This is a genomic window from Nocardia sp. NPDC002869 (genome assembly GCF_046764065.1).
Lineage (GTDB): Bacteria > Actinomycetota > Actinomycetes > Mycobacteriales > Mycobacteriaceae > Nocardia > Nocardia rhamnosiphila.
The window spans coordinates 27,614-48,700 of sequence record NZ_JBKOOL010000023.1 but is presented as its reverse complement, the minus strand read 5'-3'; the positions used below and the strand labels follow the sequence as shown (position 1 = coordinate 48,700).

19 protein-coding genes are annotated in these 21,087 nt (G+C 70.0%); 13 read left to right on the top strand and 6 right to left on the bottom strand.

What is annotated here, in order from left to right:
- The first annotated feature begins 200 nt into the window (after positions 1-200).
- From def to ACLML9_RS07030, 4 genes are all read left to right on the top strand, one after another.
- Complete coding sequence (gene def, locus ACLML9_RS07045) at positions 201-743, top strand: peptide deformylase (protein ID WP_357981967.1); 543 nt, start codon at positions 201-203, stop codon at positions 741-743.
- Positions 743-1,663, top strand: coding sequence for a methionyl-tRNA formyltransferase (fmt, locus tag ACLML9_RS07040; RefSeq protein WP_411944720.1), 921 nt, complete (start codon positions 743-745; stop codon positions 1,661-1,663). The genes def and fmt overlap by 1 nt, the downstream gene beginning before the upstream one ends.
- Before the next feature lie 863 nt (positions 1,664-2,526).
- A complete protein-coding gene (locus ACLML9_RS07035) occupies positions 2,527-3,837 on the top strand; it encodes an RsmB/NOP family class I SAM-dependent RNA methyltransferase (protein WP_411944722.1) in 1,311 nt (436 codons plus the stop codon).
- Positions 3,838-3,903: 66 nt separating this feature from the next.
- Positions 3,904-4,251, top strand: coding sequence for an MmcQ/YjbR family DNA-binding protein (locus ACLML9_RS07030; RefSeq protein ID WP_411944719.1), 348 nt, complete (start codon positions 3,904-3,906; stop codon positions 4,249-4,251).
- 58 nt (positions 4,252-4,309) lie between these two features.
- On the opposite strand, the gene ACLML9_RS07025 is transcribed toward ACLML9_RS07030, so the two are convergent.
- The 3 genes from ACLML9_RS07025 to ACLML9_RS07015 all read right to left on the bottom strand — a co-directional run bounded on the left by ACLML9_RS07025 (position 4,310) and on the right by ACLML9_RS07015 (position 6,587).
- On the bottom strand, positions 4,310-4,882 hold the full coding sequence (locus tag ACLML9_RS07025) for a molybdopterin dinucleotide binding domain-containing protein (RefSeq protein WP_411944718.1): 573 nt from the start codon (positions 4,880-4,882) through the stop codon (positions 4,310-4,312).
- Positions 4,883-5,274: 392 nt separating this feature from the next.
- Positions 5,275-6,048: a SigB/SigF/SigG family RNA polymerase sigma factor gene (locus tag ACLML9_RS07020; protein WP_265806299.1), complete on the bottom strand. Its 774-nt coding sequence runs from the start codon at positions 6,046-6,048 to the stop codon at positions 5,275-5,277.
- 116 nt (positions 6,049-6,164) lie between these two features.
- Entirely contained in the window at positions 6,165-6,587 is a 423-nt protein-coding gene (locus tag ACLML9_RS07015; RefSeq protein ID WP_030521463.1) for an ATP-binding protein, read from the bottom strand.
- Between the two features lie 236 nt (positions 6,588-6,823).
- On the opposite strand from ACLML9_RS07015, the gene rpe reads away from it, so the two are divergent.
- Positions 6,824-7,495, top strand: coding sequence for a ribulose-phosphate 3-epimerase (rpe, locus tag ACLML9_RS07010; RefSeq protein ID WP_411944721.1), 672 nt, complete (start codon positions 6,824-6,826; stop codon positions 7,493-7,495).
- Positions 7,496-8,093: 598 nt separating this feature from the next.
- On the opposite strand, the gene ACLML9_RS07005 is transcribed toward rpe, so the two are convergent.
- Positions 8,094-8,555 (bottom strand): hypothetical protein, encoded by a 462-nt coding sequence (locus ACLML9_RS07005; RefSeq protein ID WP_411944717.1) that lies wholly within the window; start codon positions 8,553-8,555, stop codon positions 8,094-8,096.
- Between the two features lie 659 nt (positions 8,556-9,214).
- Here ACLML9_RS07005 and ACLML9_RS07000 point away from each other — a divergent pair.
- From ACLML9_RS07000 to ACLML9_RS06985, 4 genes are all read left to right on the top strand, one after another.
- Positions 9,215-9,835 carry a riboflavin synthase gene (locus tag ACLML9_RS07000; protein WP_357981952.1) on the top strand — a complete coding sequence of 207 codons (621 nt, stop codon included), beginning with the start codon at positions 9,215-9,217 and terminating at the stop codon, positions 9,833-9,835.
- 77 nt (positions 9,836-9,912) lie between these two features.
- A complete protein-coding gene (locus tag ACLML9_RS06995) occupies positions 9,913-11,157 on the top strand; it encodes a bifunctional 3,4-dihydroxy-2-butanone-4-phosphate synthase/GTP cyclohydrolase II (protein ID WP_411944716.1) in 1,245 nt (414 codons plus the stop codon).
- Between the two features lie 28 nt (positions 11,158-11,185).
- Positions 11,186-11,665, top strand: coding sequence for a 6,7-dimethyl-8-ribityllumazine synthase (gene ribH / locus ACLML9_RS06990; protein ID WP_411944715.1), 480 nt, complete (start codon positions 11,186-11,188; stop codon positions 11,663-11,665).
- A 3-nt stretch (positions 11,666-11,668) separates the two neighbouring features.
- Positions 11,669-12,169 (top strand): PH domain-containing protein, encoded by a 501-nt coding sequence (locus ACLML9_RS06985; RefSeq protein ID WP_411944714.1) that lies wholly within the window; start codon positions 11,669-11,671, stop codon positions 12,167-12,169.
- A gap of 99 nt (positions 12,170-12,268) precedes the next feature.
- Here ACLML9_RS06985 and ACLML9_RS06980 read toward each other — a convergent pair whose 3' ends face one another.
- The gene (locus ACLML9_RS06980) at positions 12,269-13,615 is read right to left on the bottom strand and encodes a DUF1254 domain-containing protein (RefSeq protein WP_411944713.1); all 1,347 of its coding nucleotides are present in this window, start codon (positions 13,613-13,615) and stop codon (positions 12,269-12,271) included.
- 72 nt (positions 13,616-13,687) lie between these two features.
- Positions 13,688-15,640: a gamma-glutamyltransferase family protein gene (locus ACLML9_RS06975; RefSeq protein WP_411944712.1), complete on the bottom strand. Its 1,953-nt coding sequence runs from the start codon at positions 15,638-15,640 to the stop codon at positions 13,688-13,690.
- A gap of 216 nt (positions 15,641-15,856) precedes the next feature.
- Here ACLML9_RS06975 and uvrC point away from each other — a divergent pair, with 216 nt between their 5' ends.
- From uvrC to whiA, 4 genes are all read left to right on the top strand, one after another.
- Complete coding sequence (gene uvrC / locus ACLML9_RS06970; protein WP_411944711.1) at positions 15,857-17,917, top strand: excinuclease ABC subunit UvrC; 2,061 nt, start codon at positions 15,857-15,859, stop codon at positions 17,915-17,917.
- Between the two features lie 225 nt (positions 17,918-18,142).
- Positions 18,143-19,018, top strand: a complete 876-nt coding sequence (gene rapZ / locus ACLML9_RS06965) for an RNase adapter RapZ (protein WP_051714600.1) — start codon at positions 18,143-18,145, stop codon at positions 19,016-19,018.
- On the top strand, positions 19,015-20,079 hold the full coding sequence (locus tag ACLML9_RS06960) for a gluconeogenesis factor YvcK family protein (protein WP_411944710.1): 1,065 nt from the start codon (positions 19,015-19,017) through the stop codon (positions 20,077-20,079). Before rapZ ends, ACLML9_RS06960 begins: the two co-directional genes overlap by 4 nt.
- Positions 20,076-21,053 (top strand): DNA-binding protein WhiA, encoded by a 978-nt coding sequence (gene whiA, locus ACLML9_RS06955; RefSeq protein ID WP_174372421.1) that lies wholly within the window; start codon positions 20,076-20,078, stop codon positions 21,051-21,053. Before ACLML9_RS06960 ends, whiA begins: the two co-directional genes overlap by 4 nt.
- The last annotated feature ends 34 nt before the right edge of the window (positions 21,054-21,087 follow it).

Sequence of the window (21,087 nt, the reverse complement as noted above, 5' to 3'; positions counted from 1 at the left end):
CGTAGCCGGGGCCTTCGTGACCCCGGCTACGAATGGTGACCGACCGGGGTAGAGGAGAGGTATACGCGAACCTGCGACCCGGCCGCGTCGGCCGACCATCCGGAGCGGACCGGAGGTGAGCGCGGACGCCCTGAGCACGGTCGTACCGGGCTACCTAGAATGAAACCTTCCTGCCCTGCCACATGTCTTCGGGAGCTACCGTGACCGTCCAGTCCGTCCGCCTCTTCGGCGATCCGATCCTGCGAGCCCGCGCGGCGGAGGTCACCGAGTTCGGCCCCGAACTGCGACAGCTGGTGACCGATCTGACCGACACCATGTACGACGACGGCGGAGTGGGGATGGCGGCCCCGCAGATCGGTGTCGGCCTGCGGGTGTTCGTCTACGACACCCGCGACGCCCGCGGGCATCTGATCAACCCGAGCTGGACCGCGCTGGACGAGGAGGAACAGATCGGTCCGGAGGGCTGCCTGTCGATCCCGGGGGTCAATCACGATACGAGGCGGGCCATGCGGGTGCGGGCGACCGGCGTGGATGTGGACGGCAACCCGGTCGAATTCGAGGCCGAAGGACTGCTGGCGCGCTGTGTACAGCACGAAACAGATCATCTGGACGGCACTCTGTTCATCGACCGGCTCGATCCGCCCGACCGGAAGCAGGCCATGCGCACCATCCGTGAATCCGACTGGTTCATCGCCGGGCTGACCGTCCGGCCGAGCCGCGCTCTCGCCGAGCGGGACCGCTGATGCGGATCGTCTTCGCCGGTACTCCCGACCCGGCCGTCCCGTCGCTGCGCCGGCTCCTCGATTCCCGGCACGAGGTGGTCGCCGTGGTGACGCGGCCCGACGCCGTCGCCGGGCGTGGCCGGAAGCTGAAACGCTCACCGGTCGGGCAACTCGCCGATGAACACGGTATCCCGGTCCTCACCCCGGGTAGGCCCGGCGATCCCGAATTCGTCGAGGCGCTCACGGAGTTGGCGCCGGACTGCTGCCCGGTGGTCGCCTACGGCGCGCTGCTACCGCCGCGGGTGCTGGAGATTCCGAAGTACGGTTGGATCAATCTGCATTTCTCACTGCTGCCCGCGTGGCGTGGCGCGGCACCGGTCCAGGCCGCCATCGCGGCCGGTGACGAGATCACCGGCGCGTCCACTTTCCGGATCGAGACCGGTCTGGACACCGGCCCGGTCTACGGCGTGGTGACCGAGCGGATCGCGGTCACCGATACCGCCGCCGATCTCCTGGGCCGGCTGTCCGACAGCGGCGCGGCGCTGCTGGAGCAGACCCTCGACGGTGTCGAGGACGGCACTCTGCAGGCGATTCCGCAACCGGCGGAGGGGGTCTCCTACGCACCCAAGATCACCGTCGAGGCGGCACAGGTCCGCTGGGATCAGCCCGCGCTGGCGGTCGGCCGCGCCATCCGGGCGGTGACCCCGTTCCCCGGCGCCTGGACCACGGTCGCCGGGAGCCGTCTCAAACTGGGTCCGGTGGAGCTGGTCGAAGAGGTGCTGCCCGAGCGGCAGATCGAGGTGCGCAAAACCGGTGTTCTCGTCGGTACCGCCACCACCGCGGTACGGCTGGATCAGGTGCAGCCGCAGGGCAAACGGATGATGGCCGCACTCGACTGGGCGCGCGGCGCCCGTCCGGCGTCCGGCGCGGTGGTCGAATGACCGGCGCGAGCGGCGACCGGCCCCGGGGCTTCTGGCGCCATGCCGACCCCCGCGCGGCCGAATCCGACGCCCCGCGCAACGAATCGCCGGAGCGCCGGGGTGATCCGGGGCCGGGCGGCCGTTCGGCGGGGCCCGGATCGGGCCGGCATCCGGCCGAATCCCGGCAGGACCAGCGCGCGAGCGGTTCTCGCGGGGACGAGCGTGCGCCCGGGTCCGGGCAGGACCGGAATCCGGGCGGTTTCCGCCGGGGCGAGCGTGCGGGTGATGCCCGGCAGGGCGAGCAGTCGGGCGGGGCCCGGCAGGACCAGCGTTCGGCAGGTTTCCGCGGGGGCGAGCCGCCGGCCGGCCCCCGGCAGGATCGGCGCGAGGGCGGTTCCCGCACCGACCGGCGTCCGGCCGGCGACCGGCTGGATCGTACGGCCGGATCCCGGCGAGATCGTCCGGCCGGGGAACCCCGGGGCAATCCCGAGGGCATCTCCGGTCCACGTCGACGCCGGGATCGGCCCGAGACCACCGGATCCGGCGAGTCCGGCGGGGACCGCGGGCAGCCGCGTCACGGCGGGGCGGAGCCCGCTCGCGGTGCGGGCGGTGGCCCCCGTCCCGACCGGGAGAACGGTGTGAGTCGGGGCCGGCGTCCGGCCGGAGCGTCCGACCGTGCCGGCCGGAGTGAAGCTCCCGGGGGCGCCGATGCCGCCCGGAAACGAACGGATGACAGCCGGGACGACCGGCGCGGGGATCGGCGCCGGGGCTCGGCGGCGGCCGCGCAGGGTCGCGGCGCCGGGAAACGGGCCGACGGTCCGGCCCGGGCCCGGCCCGGCCGGGGTCATGGTGCCGCGCGCACGCCGGCGGATCCGGCGCGCACCGTGGCGCTGGAGACCCTGCGCGCCGTCCGCGAACGGGACGCCTACGCCAACCTGGTGCTGCCCGGACTGCTGCGCGAATATCGTGTGGAGGGACGTGACGCGGCGCTGGCCACCGAACTCGGTTACGGAGCGTGCCGGGCCCTGGGTGTACTCGACGCGGTGATCGCCGACTGCGCCGGACGTGAGATCGACCAGATCGACGGCTCGCTGCTGGATATCCTGCGCCTCGGCGCCTACCAGTTGCTGCGCACCCGGGTCGAACCCCACGCCGCGGTGCACACCGCGGTCGAATTCGCCCGTGCCGAATCCGGCACGGGGCGTTCCGGTTTCGTCAACGCGGTGCTGCGCCGCGTCGCCGAGCGGAGTCCGCAGGAGTGGATCGAGCGGCTCGCCCCCGCCGATCCGATCGGCCGCATGGCCTTCGAATTCGCCCATCCGATGTGGATCGCGCAGGCGTTCGCCGATGCGCTGGGCGCGGACGCGGGTGAACTGCCGGAGCTGCTCGCCGCGGACGACGCCCGGCCGCTGGTGCACCTGGTGGCGCGTCCCGGCGATATCACCGCCGAGGAACTCGCGCTGGTCACCGGTGGCGAGGAGGGCCGGTGGTCGCCGTACGCGGTGTATCTGGAGGGCGGTGACCCGGGCGCGCTGGAACCCGTGCGGGAGGGCATGGCCGCGGTCCAGGACGAGGGCAGTCAGCTGGTGGCCCTGGCGCTCACCCGCGCCCCGCTGCACGGCGCCGACGGCGGCCGCTGGCTGGACCTGTGTGCCGGTCCGGGCGGGAAGACGGCGCTGCTCGGGGCACTGGCCGATATCGACGGTTTCCGGGTCGACGCGGTCGAGCCGGCCCGGCATCGGGCCGAACTGGTCCGCACCGCGACGCGCGGGCTGCCCGTGCAGGTGCATATCGCCGATGGCCGCGACAGCGGTCTGGCGGCGGGCTACGACCGCGTCCTGGTGGATGCTCCGTGTACCGGTCTCGGCGCGCTGCGCCGCCGCCCGGAGGCCCGGTGGCGGCGGACCCCCGGCGATATCGCCGATCTGGTCGCCCTGCAGCGTGAACTGCTGACCGCGGCCTGGGACCTGGTGCGCCCCGGTGGTGTGGTGGTGTATTCCACCTGCTCGCCTCATCTGCCGGAAACCGTTGCCGTAGTGGCGGATACGGTTCGCCGCACCGGCGCCGAACAGCTCGACGCCCGCCCGCTGCTACCCGGCGTCACCGGGCTCGGCGCGGGCCCGGCCGTCCAGCTGTGGCCGCATCGGCACGGGACCGACGCCATGTTCGTGGCCGCGCTGCGCAAACCGGCTTAGCCGCCGGGCGCGCGAGTGGCCACGGATTTCCGAACCTGCCGCGTCCGCGCCCGGCACACTGTCGCTATGGGTATCACCTGGGCGCACGTGGTACGGATGGCCACCGAGCTGCCGGAGGTCGCCGAATCGACCTCCTACCGCACCCCGGCGCTGAAAGCGGCGGGCAAGAGTTTCGCGCGGTTGCGCACCGAAGCCGAGGGCGGTCTCGCGCTGCGCTGCGAGATGGTGGAGAAGGAGGCGCTGCTGGCCTCCGGCGACCCCGCCTTCTACACCACCCCGCACTATGACGGCTATCCCTACATCCTCATCGACCTCCACCGCGTCGATCCCGGCCAGTTGCGCGAACTGCTGGACGCGGCCTGGTGGCTGGTCGCGCCCGCGCGGCTACGGCGCGCCCGCGAGCGCGACCTGTGACCGTACGCTCCGGCCGGGGTCGCGGGGGCGAGCCGGCCTGGCCCTCGGCGGGCACCGCCTATACGGCGTGGACCTTCACCCAGGTGCTGTTGACCGCGACATTACCGGAGATACGGTCCACCTGATCCGGATCGTGCAGCAGGTTCACGTTCGCGCCCGGTACCGCGGCCGCGACGGTCCAGCCGACACCCGGCTCGCCGTGACCCCAGCCGTGCGGGATGGCGACCGTACCCGGCCGGATCTCGTCGCTGATCTCCACCGGCACCACGATGGAGCCGATGGGTGAGCTCACCGTGACCCGGCCGCCGTCGGACAGTCCGCGTGCGGTCGCGTCCTGCGGATGCATGAGCGCGGTGCAGCGGTCGCGGCCCTTCACCATCGACGGCACATTGTGCAGCCAGGAATTGTTGCTGCGCAGATGGCGCCGGCCGATGAGACGCAGATCGAAACCGAGGTCACGGTCCGCGCCGCCCGCGCGCGCCTCGTCGAGGAGCCGGCGCGCCTCGGTGACGAACTGCCGCGGCGCCAGCTGAACTCTGCGGTCGGCGGTGGCGATGAGCGAATGCCGCCGCGGCTGCAGTGGGCCCAGGTCGATACCGCCGCGGGCTTCGCGCACCTTCTGCACGGTCACGCCCTTACGGCCCCGGCGCAGTACGCCGTGCGGGCCGACCGCGATACCGAGCGCCGCGGCCCGCAGCGGGCTGAACCGGGCGAAGACCGCGTTGAGGGCGCGGCCGGTGAGCGAGCGCAGCGGAAGCGGCAGGACCTCGGTGGTTGCCGCAGTGCGCTTCGCACAGGGTGCATTGCCGGGCGATGGTTTCAGCGGTCATCACTCACATCACCTTCCGCCGCGTCGTCGTCGACGCGCGACCCGCAGGAGCGCCGGATTACGGGCTGATCCGGCTGATCGGTTGCTGGGGAGAAAAGCGGGCTCTCGGAATGGTCGTTTGAGATAAATACCCACTCATACTCTTGAGGATGAGGATTGACCGAATGGCGAAGCGGGCACAACAGGTGCGGCGATTACTCCCGGGACGACTGTTCGCGCAACCGGGCCAGCGTCTTGGCGAGAATGCGCGACACGTGCATCTGCGAAATACCCATCTGCTGCGCGATCTGCGTCTGGGTCATCGACTCGAAGAATCGCATGGTGAGAATCCGCCGCTCCCGCTCGGGCAACCCGGCCAGCAGCGGCCGGATCGCCACGTATTCCTCGACCCGGTCGAATTGCGCTTCCTCTTCGCCGAGCGTGTCCAGCAGGGACGCGTCCGTATCGCGTCCCACCGAGGCGGCATCGATCGATGTCGGTTGATAGGCGTTACCGGCGATAACGGCCTGGGTCACTTCGTCCGGATCGACATCCAGCTCGGCGGCGATCTCCTTGGCCGTCGGCGAACGACCCAGCGACTGCGACAGCGAATCCACCGCGGCGCCGATCCGCAAATGGGTCTCCTTGACCCGGCGCGGCACCCGCATCGCCCAGGTGTTGTCCCGGAAATACCGGCGCACCTCGCCCATGATCGTGGGCACCGCGAACGACAGGAAGTTGGAACCGCGCGAGATATCGAAACGGTCCACCGCGTGCACCAGGCCCACCCGGGCCACCTGGGTCAAATCGTCGAACGGCTCGCCGCGGCCACTGAACTTCCGGGCGATATGGTCGGCCAGTGGAATGCAGCGCGCGATCAACTCGTTGCGCAGCGCCGCCTGCTCCGCCGAATCCGGTTCGGCATCGGCGAGCCGGACGAACAGATCCGCGACATCATCGTATCCGCCCGCCGAGGACGATTTCTCCAGCTCCTCGCGCGTTTCGGTATCGGCCTCGGCGTCGGCTTCAGCGGTGTCGGCCTCGCTCGCCGATTCCCGATCATGCTGGTCCTCGGGAGATTCGAGCGGCTTGTCCTGCTCGCTCACTACGCTTTCCCCCGGACCCGACGGAACTCGACCGCTGTCGGGTATCCGGAAACCTGCTGATCGAAGGGGTCCTGCCGGGCGTCCACCGAATCGGTCAGGGTACGCAGGACATGCCAGCCGAAACTGCGCGCGTCGGGCAGTCCTTCCTGCGCCGCGACCCCGGCGACCTGCACCCGTAATTCGGTATCGCCGATGCTGAACACACACTGCAGGCTCGTTTCGGGCGCCGCCAGGCCGATCAGTGTGGAACATGCCTCGTCCACCGCCAGCCGGATATCGGCGACCTCGTCCAGCGTGAAATCACTGAGCAGGACCAGAGTCTCGGCGAGACCGCGCACGATCGGCAACTGTGTCACCGATGCCGCCACCCGAATCTCCACCGGGGCACCGTGGAGCCCTTGTTCCGCCGAAGTATTGATCACGCAGCCGAGTGTATGGGCGCATCGTCACAAAGAGGGGGGCGGGGCACGCCCGCAGGCGGAATCCGGCCGAGAAACCGGGTCCGCGGTGCCGCACGTCTGTCCCGATGGCCGGCGGCCACGCCCGGCCGGAGGCGGCACCGGCGAACACCGCCCCCGGGGCCGCGCCGCCACGGGCGCCGCCATACACTCCCGCTGTGACTGCGTCCGAGCCCACGTTCACCCGTCCTACGGTCCCGATGATCGCCCCGTCGATTCTGTCCGCCGATTTCGCCCGGCTGGCCGACGAGGCCGACGCGGTATCGACCGCCGACTGGTTGCACGTCGATGTGATGGACGCGCATTTCGTCCCGAATCTGACCCTGGGGTTGCCGGTGGTGCGGAGCCTGCTGAAGGCCACCGAAATTCCGCTGGACTGCCATCTGATGATCGAGGATCCGGCCCGGTGGGCGCCGCCGTACGCGGAGGCGGGTGCCTACAACGTGACCTTCCATGCGGAGGCGACCGAGGATCCGGTGGCCGTGGCCCGTGATATCCGGGCCGCCGGCGCCAAAGCGGGGCTGTCGGTGAAGCCGAACACCCCCATCGAGCCGTACCTGGAGATCCTGCGCGATTTCGACACGCTGCTGGTGATGAGTGTCGAGCCCGGGTTCGGCGGGCAGTCGTTCATTCCGGAGGTGCTGGAGAAGGCCCGGATCGTGCGGCGTCTGGTCGATGCGGGGGAGCTGCGCCTGGTGGTGGAGATCGACGGTGGGATCAACGCCGACACCATCGAACAGGCCGCGGCGGCCGGTATCGACTGCTTCGTGGCGGGTTCGGCGGTGTACAACACCGAGGATCCCGGCGCCACCGTGGAGAAACTGCGCCGGCAGGCGGAATCGAGCCGGTCGGCGCATCACCTCACCCACTGAAGTCCGTGGGCGGCGCCGGGGCACCGGTTCGCCGCGGCGTCGGTACGTGCGCACGGCATCTTCCGCCCGACCAGATATCACCACGCTCGACGAGCAACTGCTGTACCGGTTGCGCAGTGCCGGTCTCCCGGAACCTAGGATGAGCGGCAGCGATACCATCGGCCGGCTGCCCTTGGTGCGCAACGCGTCCTGGCGCACGGCCGGTGCCGGGAGAGAGCCGGTGACCTCGCGGAAGCCGAGCATTGGTATCGGAGAGGAATCAGGGCCGGTGCCCATATCGGCGTGATCGCCTTGGTGAAGCTGCTCATCCTGCGAGACCGGTGGGACGAAGCCGAGCGGGTCTGCCGCGCCTCCGCCGAAGCCGGCCGAGCGGAGGGTATGAGCGTGTTGGGAATGCTTCTCGAACAGCGCGGCGATCCGATCGAAGCGCGGTACCGGCAGGAGGCGGCCCGGGCAGTGTTGCCCGGTCCGAATCGACGAGAGACCGGGCCACCTCCGGCATGATCGGGTGCGCCGAGGCGGTTCCGCCGCCGGAAGGCGCGAGAAGCGGGAGAGCGGGGGCCTCGTCGCGGTCCCCGCGGCTACGATCGGCCCGGGCTCAGCGGGTACCGGCAGAGCACTCGCGGGCGGCGTCGACCACCGTGTGCTGGGGCGGCCGGGTCCCCAGTACCTCGGGCTCCGCGACCCACAGTCGGTAGCCGCTGGCCTCGTCCTCGGGTGAGGGCAGCACGATCTGGCTGCCGGTACCGGCGACGGTGGTGTAGAGCCGGAAGAGTTCGGCGGCGGCGGTAGCGGTGAATTCCTCGTGCCGGGTGGGACCGGTGAGGAAGGTCCAGCGCCGGGCCCGGGGATGGGCGAAGACGGGTCCGGCGATCCCCGCCGCCCGTAGTCGTGACAACACCTGTTCACCGAGTTCGGTCGGCATGGTGACGGCGCCGTAGGTGGCGCCCACGTGCAACAGGATCCGTCGGGACGCGGCATCGACCACCGCGGGCAGCAGATCCTTCTCCCGGTACCGCCGGCAGTGTCGATCCAGGGCGGACTCGGTGAAAGTGGTCATAGCGGTTCGGCTTCCTCGAGTGGTGGCGTGCCCGGCCGGGGCGCGGGCATCCACCGGGGCGGATGTCGCACGGATCCGACGGGTGTGGTCACCGCGGGGATCCGGTGCCCGGACAGCACCGTCGCCGGGCCGAGAGACGCTGGATCACCGCGGCGGTGCGGGGTCTCCCCGGCCCGGGCTGTCGTGGGCGGATCCAGTTGTCGTGATGGCTTGTGGCGCACGGTGTTCCGCGGCGGTGGCCGTCCTCGTACGAGTACTGCGCCGGGCCGCACCGTGGGGTGGTCGAGGTGGGTGAGCCGGTCACCTCACAATATTGCGTCAGCTGCTGTGAGCGTGCAAATCGAGGAACATTTCGGGTTTCGATGCGGTATCGGTGGGGCAAAGAGGCGTCGGGTGAGTCCGGTCCGGACCGGATCGCAGCCCGTCGGAAGCGGTATGGCCGACTGCGGTCCGAAAGTGACGGCCATCTCTCGATCGGAAAATTTCCGGATCGCCTTCCGTGGCGCCGCGGCCGCGCGACCAGAGGCTCCCGCAGGGTGGTCCGCGTCATGGCCGGGCCGGAGGGTGGGAACTAGTCTGGTCGTGGACGGCGAACTGGGAATACTCGGTACCACTCCCGCCGTTCCGTATGCGGAACACCGACGCGAACGGGAGAAGACATGTTCACGGGCATCGTCGAGGAACTGGGCGAAATCGTCGCCCGCGAACAATCCGCCGACGCGGCGCGGCTGACGATCCGCGGGAAAGTGGTCACCTCCGATGCCGGACACGGAGATTCGATCGCGGTCAACGGTGTCTGTCTGACCGTCGTCGACGTCATCGACGACGCGTTCACCGTCGATGTCATGGGCGAAACGCTGCGCCGGTCGAGTATCGGCGGTCTGGAACCGGGTTCGCGGGTCAATCTGGAGCGCGCGGCCGCGGTGAACAGCCGGCTCGGGGGCCATATCGTCCAAGGGCACGTGGACGGCACCGGCACCATCCTGGCTCGGACCCCGGAGGACAACTGGGAAGTGGTCCGGATCTCGCTGCCCGACGCGATCGCCAGGTACGTGGTGGAGAAGGGCTCCATCACCGTGAACGGCATTTCGCTCACCGTCTCCGGGCTGGGCCGGGCCGATACACCGGCCGCCGACGGCAACCGGGACTGGTTCGAGGTCTCGCTCATCCCGACCACACTGAGTCTCACCGATCTGGGCGCATCCACCCCCGGGACCGTCGTGAATCTCGAGGTCGACGTGATCGCCAAGTACGTCGAGCGCCTTCAGCAGCGCGGTTGATGACTGCGGCCGCGCCCGAACCGGCCGAACAGACCCAGTAGTGTGATCGGGACCTATCGAGATGGAGCATTACAGACGTGACCAGGTTCGACAGCATCGAGCGCGCGGTCGCCGATATCGCGGCCGGTAAACCGGTCGTCGTGGTCGACGACGAGGACCGGGAGAACGAGGGCGACCTCATCTTCGCCGCGGAGAAGGCCACCCCGGAGCTCGTGGCGTTCATGATCCGCTACACCTCGGGTTACATCTGTGCACCGCTCACCGGTGACGATTGCGATCGGCTGGGACTGCCGCCGATGTACGCGGTGAACCAGGACAAGCACGGCACCGCGTACACCGTGTCGGTGGATGCCCGAGAGGGCGTGACCACCGGCATCTCCGGTGCCGACCGGGCCACCACCCTCCGGCTGCTGGCCGACGGCGATGCCAAACCGAACGATTTCACCCGTCCCGGTCATGTGGTGCCGCTGCGGGCCAAGGACGGGGGCGTGCTCCGCCGGCCCGGTCATACCGAGGCCGCCGTGGATCTGGCACGGATGGCCGGCCTGCGGCCGGCCGGGGTGATCTGCGAGATCGTCAGCCAGAAGGAAGACGGGCATATGGCCCGCACCGACGAGCTGCGGGTTTTCGCCGACGAGCATGAACTGGCGCTGATCTCGATCGCCGAGATGATCGCCTGGCGGCGTAAGCACGAGAAGCATGTCGTGCGGGTGGCCCAGGCGCGTATCCCGACCGTGCACGGCGAGTTCACCGCCGTCGGATACCAGAGCATCTACGACGATGTCGAACATGTCGCGCTGGTCCGCGGGGATGTCGGTGACGGCGAGGACGTGCTGGTCCGGGTGCATTCGGAGTGCCTGACCGGTGACGTGTTCGGTTCGCTGCGCTGCGACTGCGGGCCGCAGCTGGACGCGGCCCTGGAGATGGTGGCCGCCGAGGGCCGCGGCGTGGTGCTCTACATGCGCGGGCACGAAGGCCGCGGTATCGGGCTCATGCACAAGCTGCAGGCCTATCAGCTGCAGGATTCGGGCCACGATACGGTCGACGCCAATATCGAGCTCGGCCTGCCCGCCGATGCCCGCGACTACGGGACCGGCGCGCAGATCCTGGTCGATCTGGGTCTGCGGTCCATGCGGCTGCTCACCAACAACCCGGCCAAACGGGTCGGGCTCGACGGCTACGGACTACGGATCACCGAACGGGTGCCCATGCCGGTCCGGGCCAATGCCGAGAACCTGCGCTACCTGCGCACCAAACGCGACCGGATGGGCCACGATCTGGTGGGTCTCGACGATCTGGATCTGGGGGAGACAGCGCAGTGACCTCCTCCCGATCGAAAGGCGGAAACCGATGAGCGGCACCGGAGTACCGAGCTTCGCGCTCGCCGACGCCAAGGACCTGCGGCTGGCGATCGTGGCCTCGCGCTGGCATACCGAGATCTGCGACACCCTGGTCGCCAACGCCGAACGCGTCGCCGCCGAGGCCGGGGTGCGCCACACCACCGTCGCGCGGTGCGCCGGGGCGATGGAGCTGCCGGTGCTGGCCCAGGAACTGGCCCGCACCCATGACGCCGTGGTCGCGCTCGGCGTGGTGATCCGGGGCGGCACCCCGCATTTCGACTATGTCTGCGATTCGGTGACCGCCGGCCTGACCCGGGTCTCGCTCGACGAGAGCACCCCGGTCGCCAACGGCGTGCTCACCACCGACAACGAAGCGCAAGCCCTCGACCGGGCCGGACTGCCGGATTCGGCGGAGAACAAGGGCGAACAGGCGGCGGCCGCCGCCTTGGATGCCGCCCTCACCCTCCGCGGTCTGCGCGCGGCAGGCTGAGCCGTGCCGGTCGTACGGATCTGGCGCCGGGGGCAGGCCTCCGGCGGTGACTCGGGGGCCTCTTCCGAATGGGAGTTGGAGGTACGCCCGCGGAAGTCGCGTCGCACGGCGGTGATCGTCGCGGTGCTCCTGGTGGTGGCCTTCGTGCTGTTCGGGATCTTCCTGCGAACCGACTACACCGGGGTCAACTTCCGGGTGGTCGATCAGTTCGCGATGGCGTGTATCGGGATCTTCGGCGCGGCGGCCGTGCTACTGCTCACCCGCCCGCGCGTGCGGGCCGGTCGGCGCGGGGTCGTGGTCCGGAACGTGCTCGGGGACAACGAGTTCGATTGGAAGCATATCCGCGGGGTGACGTTCCCGGACCGTAAGGCGTGGGCTCGGCTCGAACTGGTGAACGACGATTACGTCCCGATGCTGGCGGTGCGATCCAACGACGGTGAGCACGCCGCGGCGGCGCTGGACCGGCTCCGTGACCTCGGTGTCAAGTACGCCCCGCCGGACTGATCCGGCCCGGCTCCGGGGCCGTGCCGTATCGCCTGCTCGATCCCGGTCGGAGCGGGTCCCGGCCGGTGCCCGTCTCATGGGCCGGGTCGCGACGGCCGACTACTCCACTCGGACGATCGGTGGCAGCTGGTAGCTGCCGTCGAAAACGGCATCGAGTGGTTCGTAGATGCGCAGCATCGGCCGGAACTGGCCGGCGGGGGCGGGGAGCCAGTTGGCCCGCCGCTGCGGATCGCTGGGTTCGTCGTGCTGCACCACCACCGTCAGCGATCCGTCCACCGTCCGCAGACCGGGCGTCCGGTCACCCAGCGAATAGCGCTCGATCGGGTTCGCGACCAGGAAGAAATCCGGGGTGTCGTACATGGTCAACGACCAGAACGCCCCGCAGGGTGGAGGCTCGGCGAAGCGCACCTCGTAGCGGTGGGAGCCGTGCAGCGGCCGGTCCTCGCCATCGGTGAAGGCCATCGCGTAGGCGGCCTCGTAGCCGTGGTTGCCCCAGAGCCCGGCGCGGGCCGCGCCCGCGCGCAGCAGATAGCGGTCCGGATCGTCGGGGAGCTTCCAGTGCGGATCGTCGAGGGCGCCGACGCCGAAGAAATCCAGGTTGTAGTCGAAGATGTGATAGGTCAGATTCCAGCCGTTCTGCCGCGGCGCGCTGCTGTGGGTGGCGGCCGCCTCGAGGCGTTCCTTGCCGGCCGCGAGGCCCTCCCGCAGTACCGACGCCCGTTCCGGGTCGAGATCGGTATAGGGCGTATCGGTGTCCAATAACCCCAGCATCTCGAAACGCTGCTGGTAGCGGCGGTCACGATCAGCGGGCGGAAAGGCCCGGATACCGACGCGGAGCTCTTCGAAGAAGCGCAGATCTTCCGGAACCCCCGGTACGGGGGCGGGCAGATCCGGCGCGGCGGCGGTCGGCGTGAGGTGCAGGGCGTTCTGGAGAGCGCGCACCGCCGGTAGATCCGACTCCCCGTCCACGGCCCACCGGCCCACAATGGTGGCGACCGTGGTCGGGAACTCGATAACGGTGACGCCTTCGGGGGGCATACCGTCCCAGCCGGGCGCGACCAGCAGGTAGGCCCCCGGGAGAGTGCCGGTGGCGCGATGGCCGATATAGGCGAAGTTGTTCGTCCAGGCGTCGACGAACTGCAGGACGTAGTAGCGGCCCGCCGTATCCGGTACGTCCAAGCGCACCGGGCCGGCCGCGGTGGAGACGTTCGCGATCGAATAGACGGTGTCGTTGTTGATGGAGACGAAGGTGTCCTGCGGCCCGGCCAGCGTGGTGGCATGGCCGAAGACGTTGAGCGGTGTCGGCGGCAGGCCACCTATCCCTTCGCCGGTGAACCGCGCGATCTGCCGGAGGTCGTAGACGAGCGGGAAACCGTAGACGAACGCGTCGGCCGCCAGGGTGGTGAGTTCGGCCCGGGACAGCCCGGCGGTATCGGTGCTCGGCATGACACCAGGGGACCACCGGCGACCGCTCGGCGGCTCACCCGGCGCGGGTGAGCCGCCAGGGCGCGGCGTGGTTCACCGCGTATCGCCGAGGACCTCGCCTTCGCGCCGGGGGTCGGCCCCGCCGATCCAGCTGTTGTCACCGTCGCGGCCGAGCACACTGAGCCCGCTGGTCTGCGGGGCCACCGAGACCTGATGGCCCCGTTCGCGCAGCCGGGTGACGAGGGGGTCGTGGGCGCCGTCGTCACCCGCGTCGATCGCCGGATGCTCACCGCCCACATTCGTGACGGGCGTATTCGCGGCGCCGACGGCCGGCGCGGAGACCGCCTGCTGCGGGTCAAGACCCCAATCCAGCATGCCGACAAGGGTTTTCACCACGAACTGGATGATGACCGAGCCGCCCGGAGAGCCGACCACATGGGTGAGCGCGCCTCGCGCGGAGTCGTTGCCCTGCTCGAACACCAGGGTCGGGCTCATGGAGCTGCGCGGCCGCTTTCCCGGCTCGATCCGGTTGGCGACCGGCTTCCCGTCGGCGCCCAGCGGCTCGGTCGCGAAATCGGTGAGCTGGTTGTTCAGCAGGAATCCGTCGACCATATGGAAGGAACCGAAGGCCGATTCCACGGTGGTGGTCATGGCCGCGGCATTGCCGTAGGAATCGACCACCGAGATATGGCTGGTGCCGTGTTCGGGCTGCTGGGGGCCGATACCCACCGGCGCGGCCCCGAAATCACCGGGCTGCGCGGTGCCCATGCTCCGGCGTGGGTCGATGAGTTCGGCGCGTTTGTCCAGGTACTCCGGGTTCACCAGTGTCTCCGGTGAATTGCCCGGCAGCGGAACGTAATCGGGATCGGCGACGAATTTGTCCCGGTCCGCGTAGGCGAGTCGTTCGGCCTCGGCGATGAGGTGCACGGCCTCGGCCTGCGGGACACCGCCGTTGCGGTCGACATGCTGCGGCGGCATGGCCGGAAGATCGAAGTTCGCCAGGATGCCGAGCGTGGCCGCCACCGTGATACCGCCGGAGGACGGCCCGGGCATCCCGCAGATCTCGTGCGCGCGGTAGCCGGTGCACAACGGGGTGCGTTTCACCGCGCGGTAGGAGTCGAGGTCCGCGGCCTCCAGCAGACCCGGGGTGCGCCCGCCGGCCCGTGAGGCGGCCGCGGCGACGATGTCCTCGGCGATCGGCCCGGTGTAGAAGCCCTCCGCGCCCTCGGCGGCCACCGTGGTGAGGGTCTTCGACAGGGCGGGATTGGTGAGGACCGTGCCCGACGCCTTGGGCGACCCGTCCGGGTTCAGGAAGTACTCGGCCGCCGCCGGGTCCCGGGCCAGCTCGGCCGCGGAGTCCGCGATCTGCCCGGCCAGCCGGGGACTGATCTCGAACCCCTGGTCCGCCATCGCCACGGCGGGATCGAACAGTTCCCGCCACGGAATATGGCCGTGCTCGGTATGCGCCAGCTCGAGCATCCGGACCACCCCCGGCACCCCGATCGAGCGCCCGCTGGCGCGGGTGTCCGGTTTCGGTTCGGTGCGGTCGGTATCGCTGATCCAGCGCAGGTAGTTCTCGGTCGCTTCGGCCGGCGCGGTCTCCCGGCCGTCGTAGGCATCCAGCGTCTCGTGTTCCGCGTCGTAATAGAGCAGGAACGCGCCACCGCCCAGGCCCGACGCCTGCGGCTCGGTGAGCCCCAGCACGGTCTGCGCGGTGATCAGCGCGTCCGCCGCGGTGCCCCCGGCCCGGAGCATCTCGCAGGCCGCGCGCGTCGCGTGGGAGTTCGCGGTGGATACGGCGTAGCCGCTGGTGCGGACGGCGGTCATCTCGCTGCGGTAGCCCGACGCGATCTCCGGGTTGGTCGCCAGGTCGCGTGAGGTGGGGGCCGCCGAACCGGGGGCCGGCGCGGCGGTCTCCGGGGTGCCGTTCGGGGCCGGGGTACAGGGGCTCGCGGCCCCGGTATCGTCGGAGCATCCGCTGAGCGAGCCTGCCACGAGCAGCGCCGTCACCGTCAGCGCGTACCGAATCCGTTGTATCGGGCGCATATTCGAACTCTAGCGGGACACGGCGACAGCGGCGGCCGAACTCGCCCCGCGTGGGGGAAACGGGCCGGGACCGTCCGGGTGGCGGATACCGGCGGCACGGAGGTAAGGGGTGGGCCCCGCAGGCCCGGCAGCGCCGCCGGGCCGGGTCGCCGGTGTGTGAGCGGCCCGTGCCGACCGGCGGCCGGATGTGTCCGAGGCCGCTACTACGCTGGATACGTGGCAGATCCCGCGACGTACCGGCCGCAGCCCGGCTCCATTCCGCTCGAACCCGGTGTCTACAAGTTCCGGGACTCCTATGGCCGGGTCATCTATGTCGGCAAGGCGAAAAGCCTGCGCAATCGGCTCAACTCGTACTTCGCCGATATCGCCGCACTGCATCCGCGTACCCGCCAGATGGTCACCACCGCCGCGAGCGTGGAATGGACCGTGGTCTCCACCGAGGTGGAAGCACTGCAGCTCGAGTACAACTGGATCAAGGAGTTCGATCCGCGGTTCAACGTCCGCTATCGCGACGACAAATCCTATCCCGTCCTGGCGGTCACGCTGAACGAGGAGTACCCGCGGCTGTTCGTCTACCGGGGTGCCCGGAAGAAGGGAGTGCGCTATTTCGGCCCCTATGCGCATGCCTGGGCGATCCGGGAGACCCTCGATCTGTTGCTGCGCGTCTTCCCCGCCCGCACCTGCTCGGCCGGGGTGTTCAAACGGCACAGCCAGATGGGCCGCCCGTGTCTGCTCGGCTATATAGACAAGTGCTCGGCCCCGTGTGTGGGCCGCGTCTCCGCCGCCGAGCACCGGCAGATCGTCGACGATTTCTGCGACTTTCTGGCGGGCCGCACCGACCGGATGGTCAAGGACCTGGAACGCCGGATGCAGGCGGCCGCCGAGAGCCTCGATTTCGAGAACGCGGCCCGGCTGCGCGACGATGTGCAGGCCCTGCGCCGGGCACTGGAGAAACAGGCCGTCGTGCTGGGCGACGGCACCGACGCCGATGTGATCGCCTTCGCCGGGGACGACCTGGAGGTCGCCGTGCAGATCTTCCATGTCCGCGACGGCCGGGTGCGCGGGCAGCGTGGCTGGGTGGTCGACAAATCCGGCGATGCGGCCGATACCCCGGAGCAGGGCGGTGAACTGGCCGCGCTGGTGGAACAGTTCCTCACCCAGTTCTACGCGGAGCAGACCGCCGTGGCCGAGCAGACCACGGGCGACCAGGCCGCGGCGGTGGTACCCCGCGAGGTGCTGGTCCCCGAACTCCCGGCCGATGCCGACGAGATCCAGCGCTGGCTGTCGACCCTGCGCGGCGCATCGGTGCGGTTGCGGGTACCGCAGCGCGGTGACAAGAAAGCCCTGGCCGAGACGGTGGCGCGTAACGCGAAGGAGGCGCTGGCCCAGCACAAACTCCGCCGCGCCGGCGACCTGACCTCGCGCTCGGTGGCGTTACAGGACATCCAGGACGCCCTCGATCTCGATACCGCGCCGCTGCGTATCGAATGTGTGGACATCAGCCATGTGCAGGGCACCGATGTGGTGGCCTCGCTGGTGGTCTTCGAGGACGGGCTGCCCAAGAAGTCCGACTATCGCCACTACGCGATCCGGGAGGCCGCCGGCGAGGGGCGCTCGGACGATGTGGCCAGTATCGCCGAGGTGACCCGGCGCCGGTTCGCCCGGCTGCGCCGGGAGCGTGATGCCACCGAGCGGGCCGACCTGGCGGGGTCGGCGCAGGTGCCCGGATTCGGTACGCCGCCGGCGGACGACGGCGGCGGCCCGGCCGGTACGGAGGCCGACGCGGAGATCGTGACCCGGCCCGGTATCGACCCGAGAACCGGAAGGCCGCGCAAGTTCGCCTATCCGCCCAACCTCTACGTCGTCGACGGCGGCGCGCCGCAGGTGGCGGCCGCGGCGGAGGTGCTCGAGGAGTTCGGCATCACCGATATCGCGGTGGTGGGCCTGGCCAAACGGCTGGAAGAGGTGTGGGTTCCGGGCGAACCCGACCCGGTGGTGTTGCCGCGGACCAGCGAGGCCCTCTACCTGCTGCAGCGGGTGCGCGACGAAGCCCACCGCTTCGCCATCACCTTCCATCGCAGTAAACGGTCGCGGCGGATGACGGCGTCGGCACTGGACGCGGTCCGCGGCCTCGGGGAGACCCGGCGGACAGCGCTGGTGACCCATTTCGGCTCGGTCGCGCGACTCAAAGAGGCCACCGTCGAGGAGATCATCGAGGTACCGGGTATCGGCCGCGCCACCGCGGAGGCGGTACTGGCGGCCCTGCACGAGCGATAGCCTCCGGCGCGGCGGCCGCGGCAACTGCACGGCGACCGGCGCCGGTCACGTACGTTTGTTCCTGCGTCCCGCGACACTTTCCGGGCCGCCGACCTACAGCTGGGTGACCGAAAACGCAATTCTCGAACAAGATCCGGGTGGTACATGACTCGCGTCGAATCGAACAACAGTACGACAGTGGTGCCGGGTAACGATTCCGGTTCGGGCACCCCGGTCGAAGTCGTGATGGTGACCGGCCTGTCCGGTGCGGGGCGGGGCACGGCCGCGCGGGTACTCGAGGACCTGGGCTGGTACGTCACCGATAATCTGCCGCCGGAACTGATCGGCCGCATGGTGGAACTGGGTTCCTCGGCCGATCCGCCCATCCTGCGGCTGGCGATCGTCATGGACGTACGCAGCCGGTTCTTCACCGGGGACCTGTCCGCCGTCACCGAACAACTGCGCGCCCGCGGCGTCCCCACGCGCATCCTGTTCCTGGAGGCCTCCGACGATGTGCTGATCCGCCGGTTCGGTTTCGCCCGGCGCCGCCATCCGCTGCAGAACGACAGCGCCGAGGGGACCCTGTCGGCCGGCATCGCCGCCGAACGGGTCCGGCTCGCGGGAGTGAAGGCCGCCGCCGATGTGGTCATCGACACCACCGAACTGTCGATTCACCAGTTGCACCGGAAACTGGAGGAGGTCTACGGCGGCGGCACGCCCGCTGCGCTGCAGTTGACCGTTCAATCCTTCGGATTCAAGTACGGTGTCCCGCTGGACGCGGACATGGTGCTGGATGTGCGTTTCCTGCCCAACCCGCACTGGGTACCAGAACTTCGGCAGCACAGCGGTCAGGAAACGGTGGTCAGCGACTATGTGCTGTCGCGGCCGGGCGCCGACGACTACCTGCGGACCTGTGATCACCTGATCGAGCTGACCACCCAGGGTTATCGCCAAGAGGGGAAGCGTTACATGACGGTCGCAGTGGGCTGCACCGGCGGTAGACATCGCAGCGTCGCGATCGCCGAGGCCCTCGGCAAGATCACCGGTAGCCGGATCGACGCGGGCGCGGACGGGCCGGTGGACGCGGTACGGGTACTGCACCGGGATCTGGGGCGCGAATGAGTCGCGCGGACAACGGAGCCGCCGACCCGTCCGGGCCCGCGGTCGCCGCGCTCGGCGGTGGCCACGGGCTGTACGCGACACTCACGGCGATCCGGCGTATCACGCGCCGGATCAGTGCGGTGGTGACGGTCGCCGACGACGGTGGTTCCTCCGGCCGGCTGCGCGCCGAACTCGGGGTGCCACCGCCCGGTGACCTGCGGATGGCGCTGGCCGCGCTGGCCGCCGACGCCGACGGGGTACTCACCCGGACCGTGCAGCACCGGTTCGGCGGCACCGGCGCGCTGGCCGGGCATTCGGTGGGCAACCTGCTGCTGGCCGGGCTCACCGAGGTGCTCGGGGATCCGGTGGCCGCCCTCGACCAGGTGGGTGAGCTGCTCGGGATCAGCGGGCGGGTCCTGCCCATGTCGAATATCCCGCTGGATATCGAGGCCGATGTCTCCGGGCTGGAAGCCGATCCGCGGGTGAGCCGCTGCATCCGCGGCCAGGTCGCGGTCGCCACGACGCCGGGCAAGGTGCGGCGGGTACGGCTGCTGCCCGCCGACCCGCCGTCCTGCGCGGAGGCCACCGCCGCCATCGAACGCGCGGACGCGGTGATCCTGGGGCCGGGCTCCTGGTTCACCAGTGTCATACCGCATCTGCTCGTACCCGGGCTCCGTGACGCACTGGTGCACACCCGGGCGCGTAAAGTGCTGATTCTGAACCTCGCCGCGCAGCCCGGTGAGACCGCGGGGTTCTCCGCCGAACGTCATCTCCATGTATTGTCCCAGCACGCACCGGATTTCGCGGTCGACGAGGTTCTGGTCGATTCCGGGTGCGTGCCGGAAGGGCGGGAGCGTGAGCATGTGGCCAGGGCTGCCGGCCAATTACGGGCGCGAGTAATCTTTTCCGATGTCGCCGACGCGGGAACCGACCGGCACGACCCCGGAAAGCTCGCCGCCGCACTGGATCAACTGATCCACGGGCCTCGGCCGCAGTTGCCGGGGCTTCGAGTCGAGGGACGGCACATGGGTCAGGATGTGCGGTCCGGGTTGGGTGGAAAGGAGCACGTCTCGTGGCGATGACAGCCGAAGTGAAAGACGAGCTGAGCCGGCTCGCCGTAACACAGGTGAGTGCGCGCAAAGCCGAACTGTCCGCCCTGCTGCGTTTCGCCGGCGGCCTCCATATCGTCGGCGGGCGGGTGATAGTCGAAGCCGAAGTCGATATGGGCTCCATCGCCCGGCGGCTACGGCGGGAGATCTTCGAACTCTACGGATACGGGTCGGATGTACATGTGCTCAGCGCCGGCGGCCTGCGCAAATCCTCCCGCTATGTGGTCCGGGTCGCGAAAGAGGGCGAGGCCCTGGCCCGGCAGACCGGCCTGCTCGATGTCCGCGGCCGGCCCGTGCGCGGACTTCCCGCCCAGGTCGTCGGCGGTAGCGTCGCGGACGCGGAAGCCGCGTGGCGTGGCGCGTTCCTGGCGCACGGCTCGCTCACCGAGCCCGGCCGTTCCTCGGCCCTCGAAGTGAGCTGCCCAGGACCCGAAGCCGCGCTGGCACTGGTCGGTGCCGCCCGGCGGCTCGGGATCTCCGCCAAGGCCCGCGAAGTGCGTGGCACCGATCGGGTCGTGGTCCGCGACGGTGAGGCCATCGGCGCCCTGCTCACCCGGATGGGCGCCCAGGACACCCGGCTCACCTGGGAAGAGCGGCGGATGCGGCGCGAGGTCCGGGCCACCGCCAATCGGCTCGCCAACTTCGACGACGCGAACCTGCGCCGTTCCGCCCGCGCCGCGGTGGCCGCGGCCGCCCGGGTGGAACGTGCCCTGGAACTGCTCGGCGAGGATGTGCCGGACCATCTGGCCGCGGCGGGGAAGCTGCGGGTGGAACACCGGCAGGCTTCGCTCGAGGAACTCGGTCAGCTCGCCGACCCTCCCATGACCAAGGACGCGGTGGCGGGCCGTATTCGACGCTTGCTGTCGATGGCCGACCGGCGGGCGAAGGAGCTCGGGGTGCCGGATACGGAATCCGCGGTGACAGCGGAGCTTCTCGACGACGCCTGAGGCGTGCGGCCGCCACGGCCGGACGGCCTGCTCC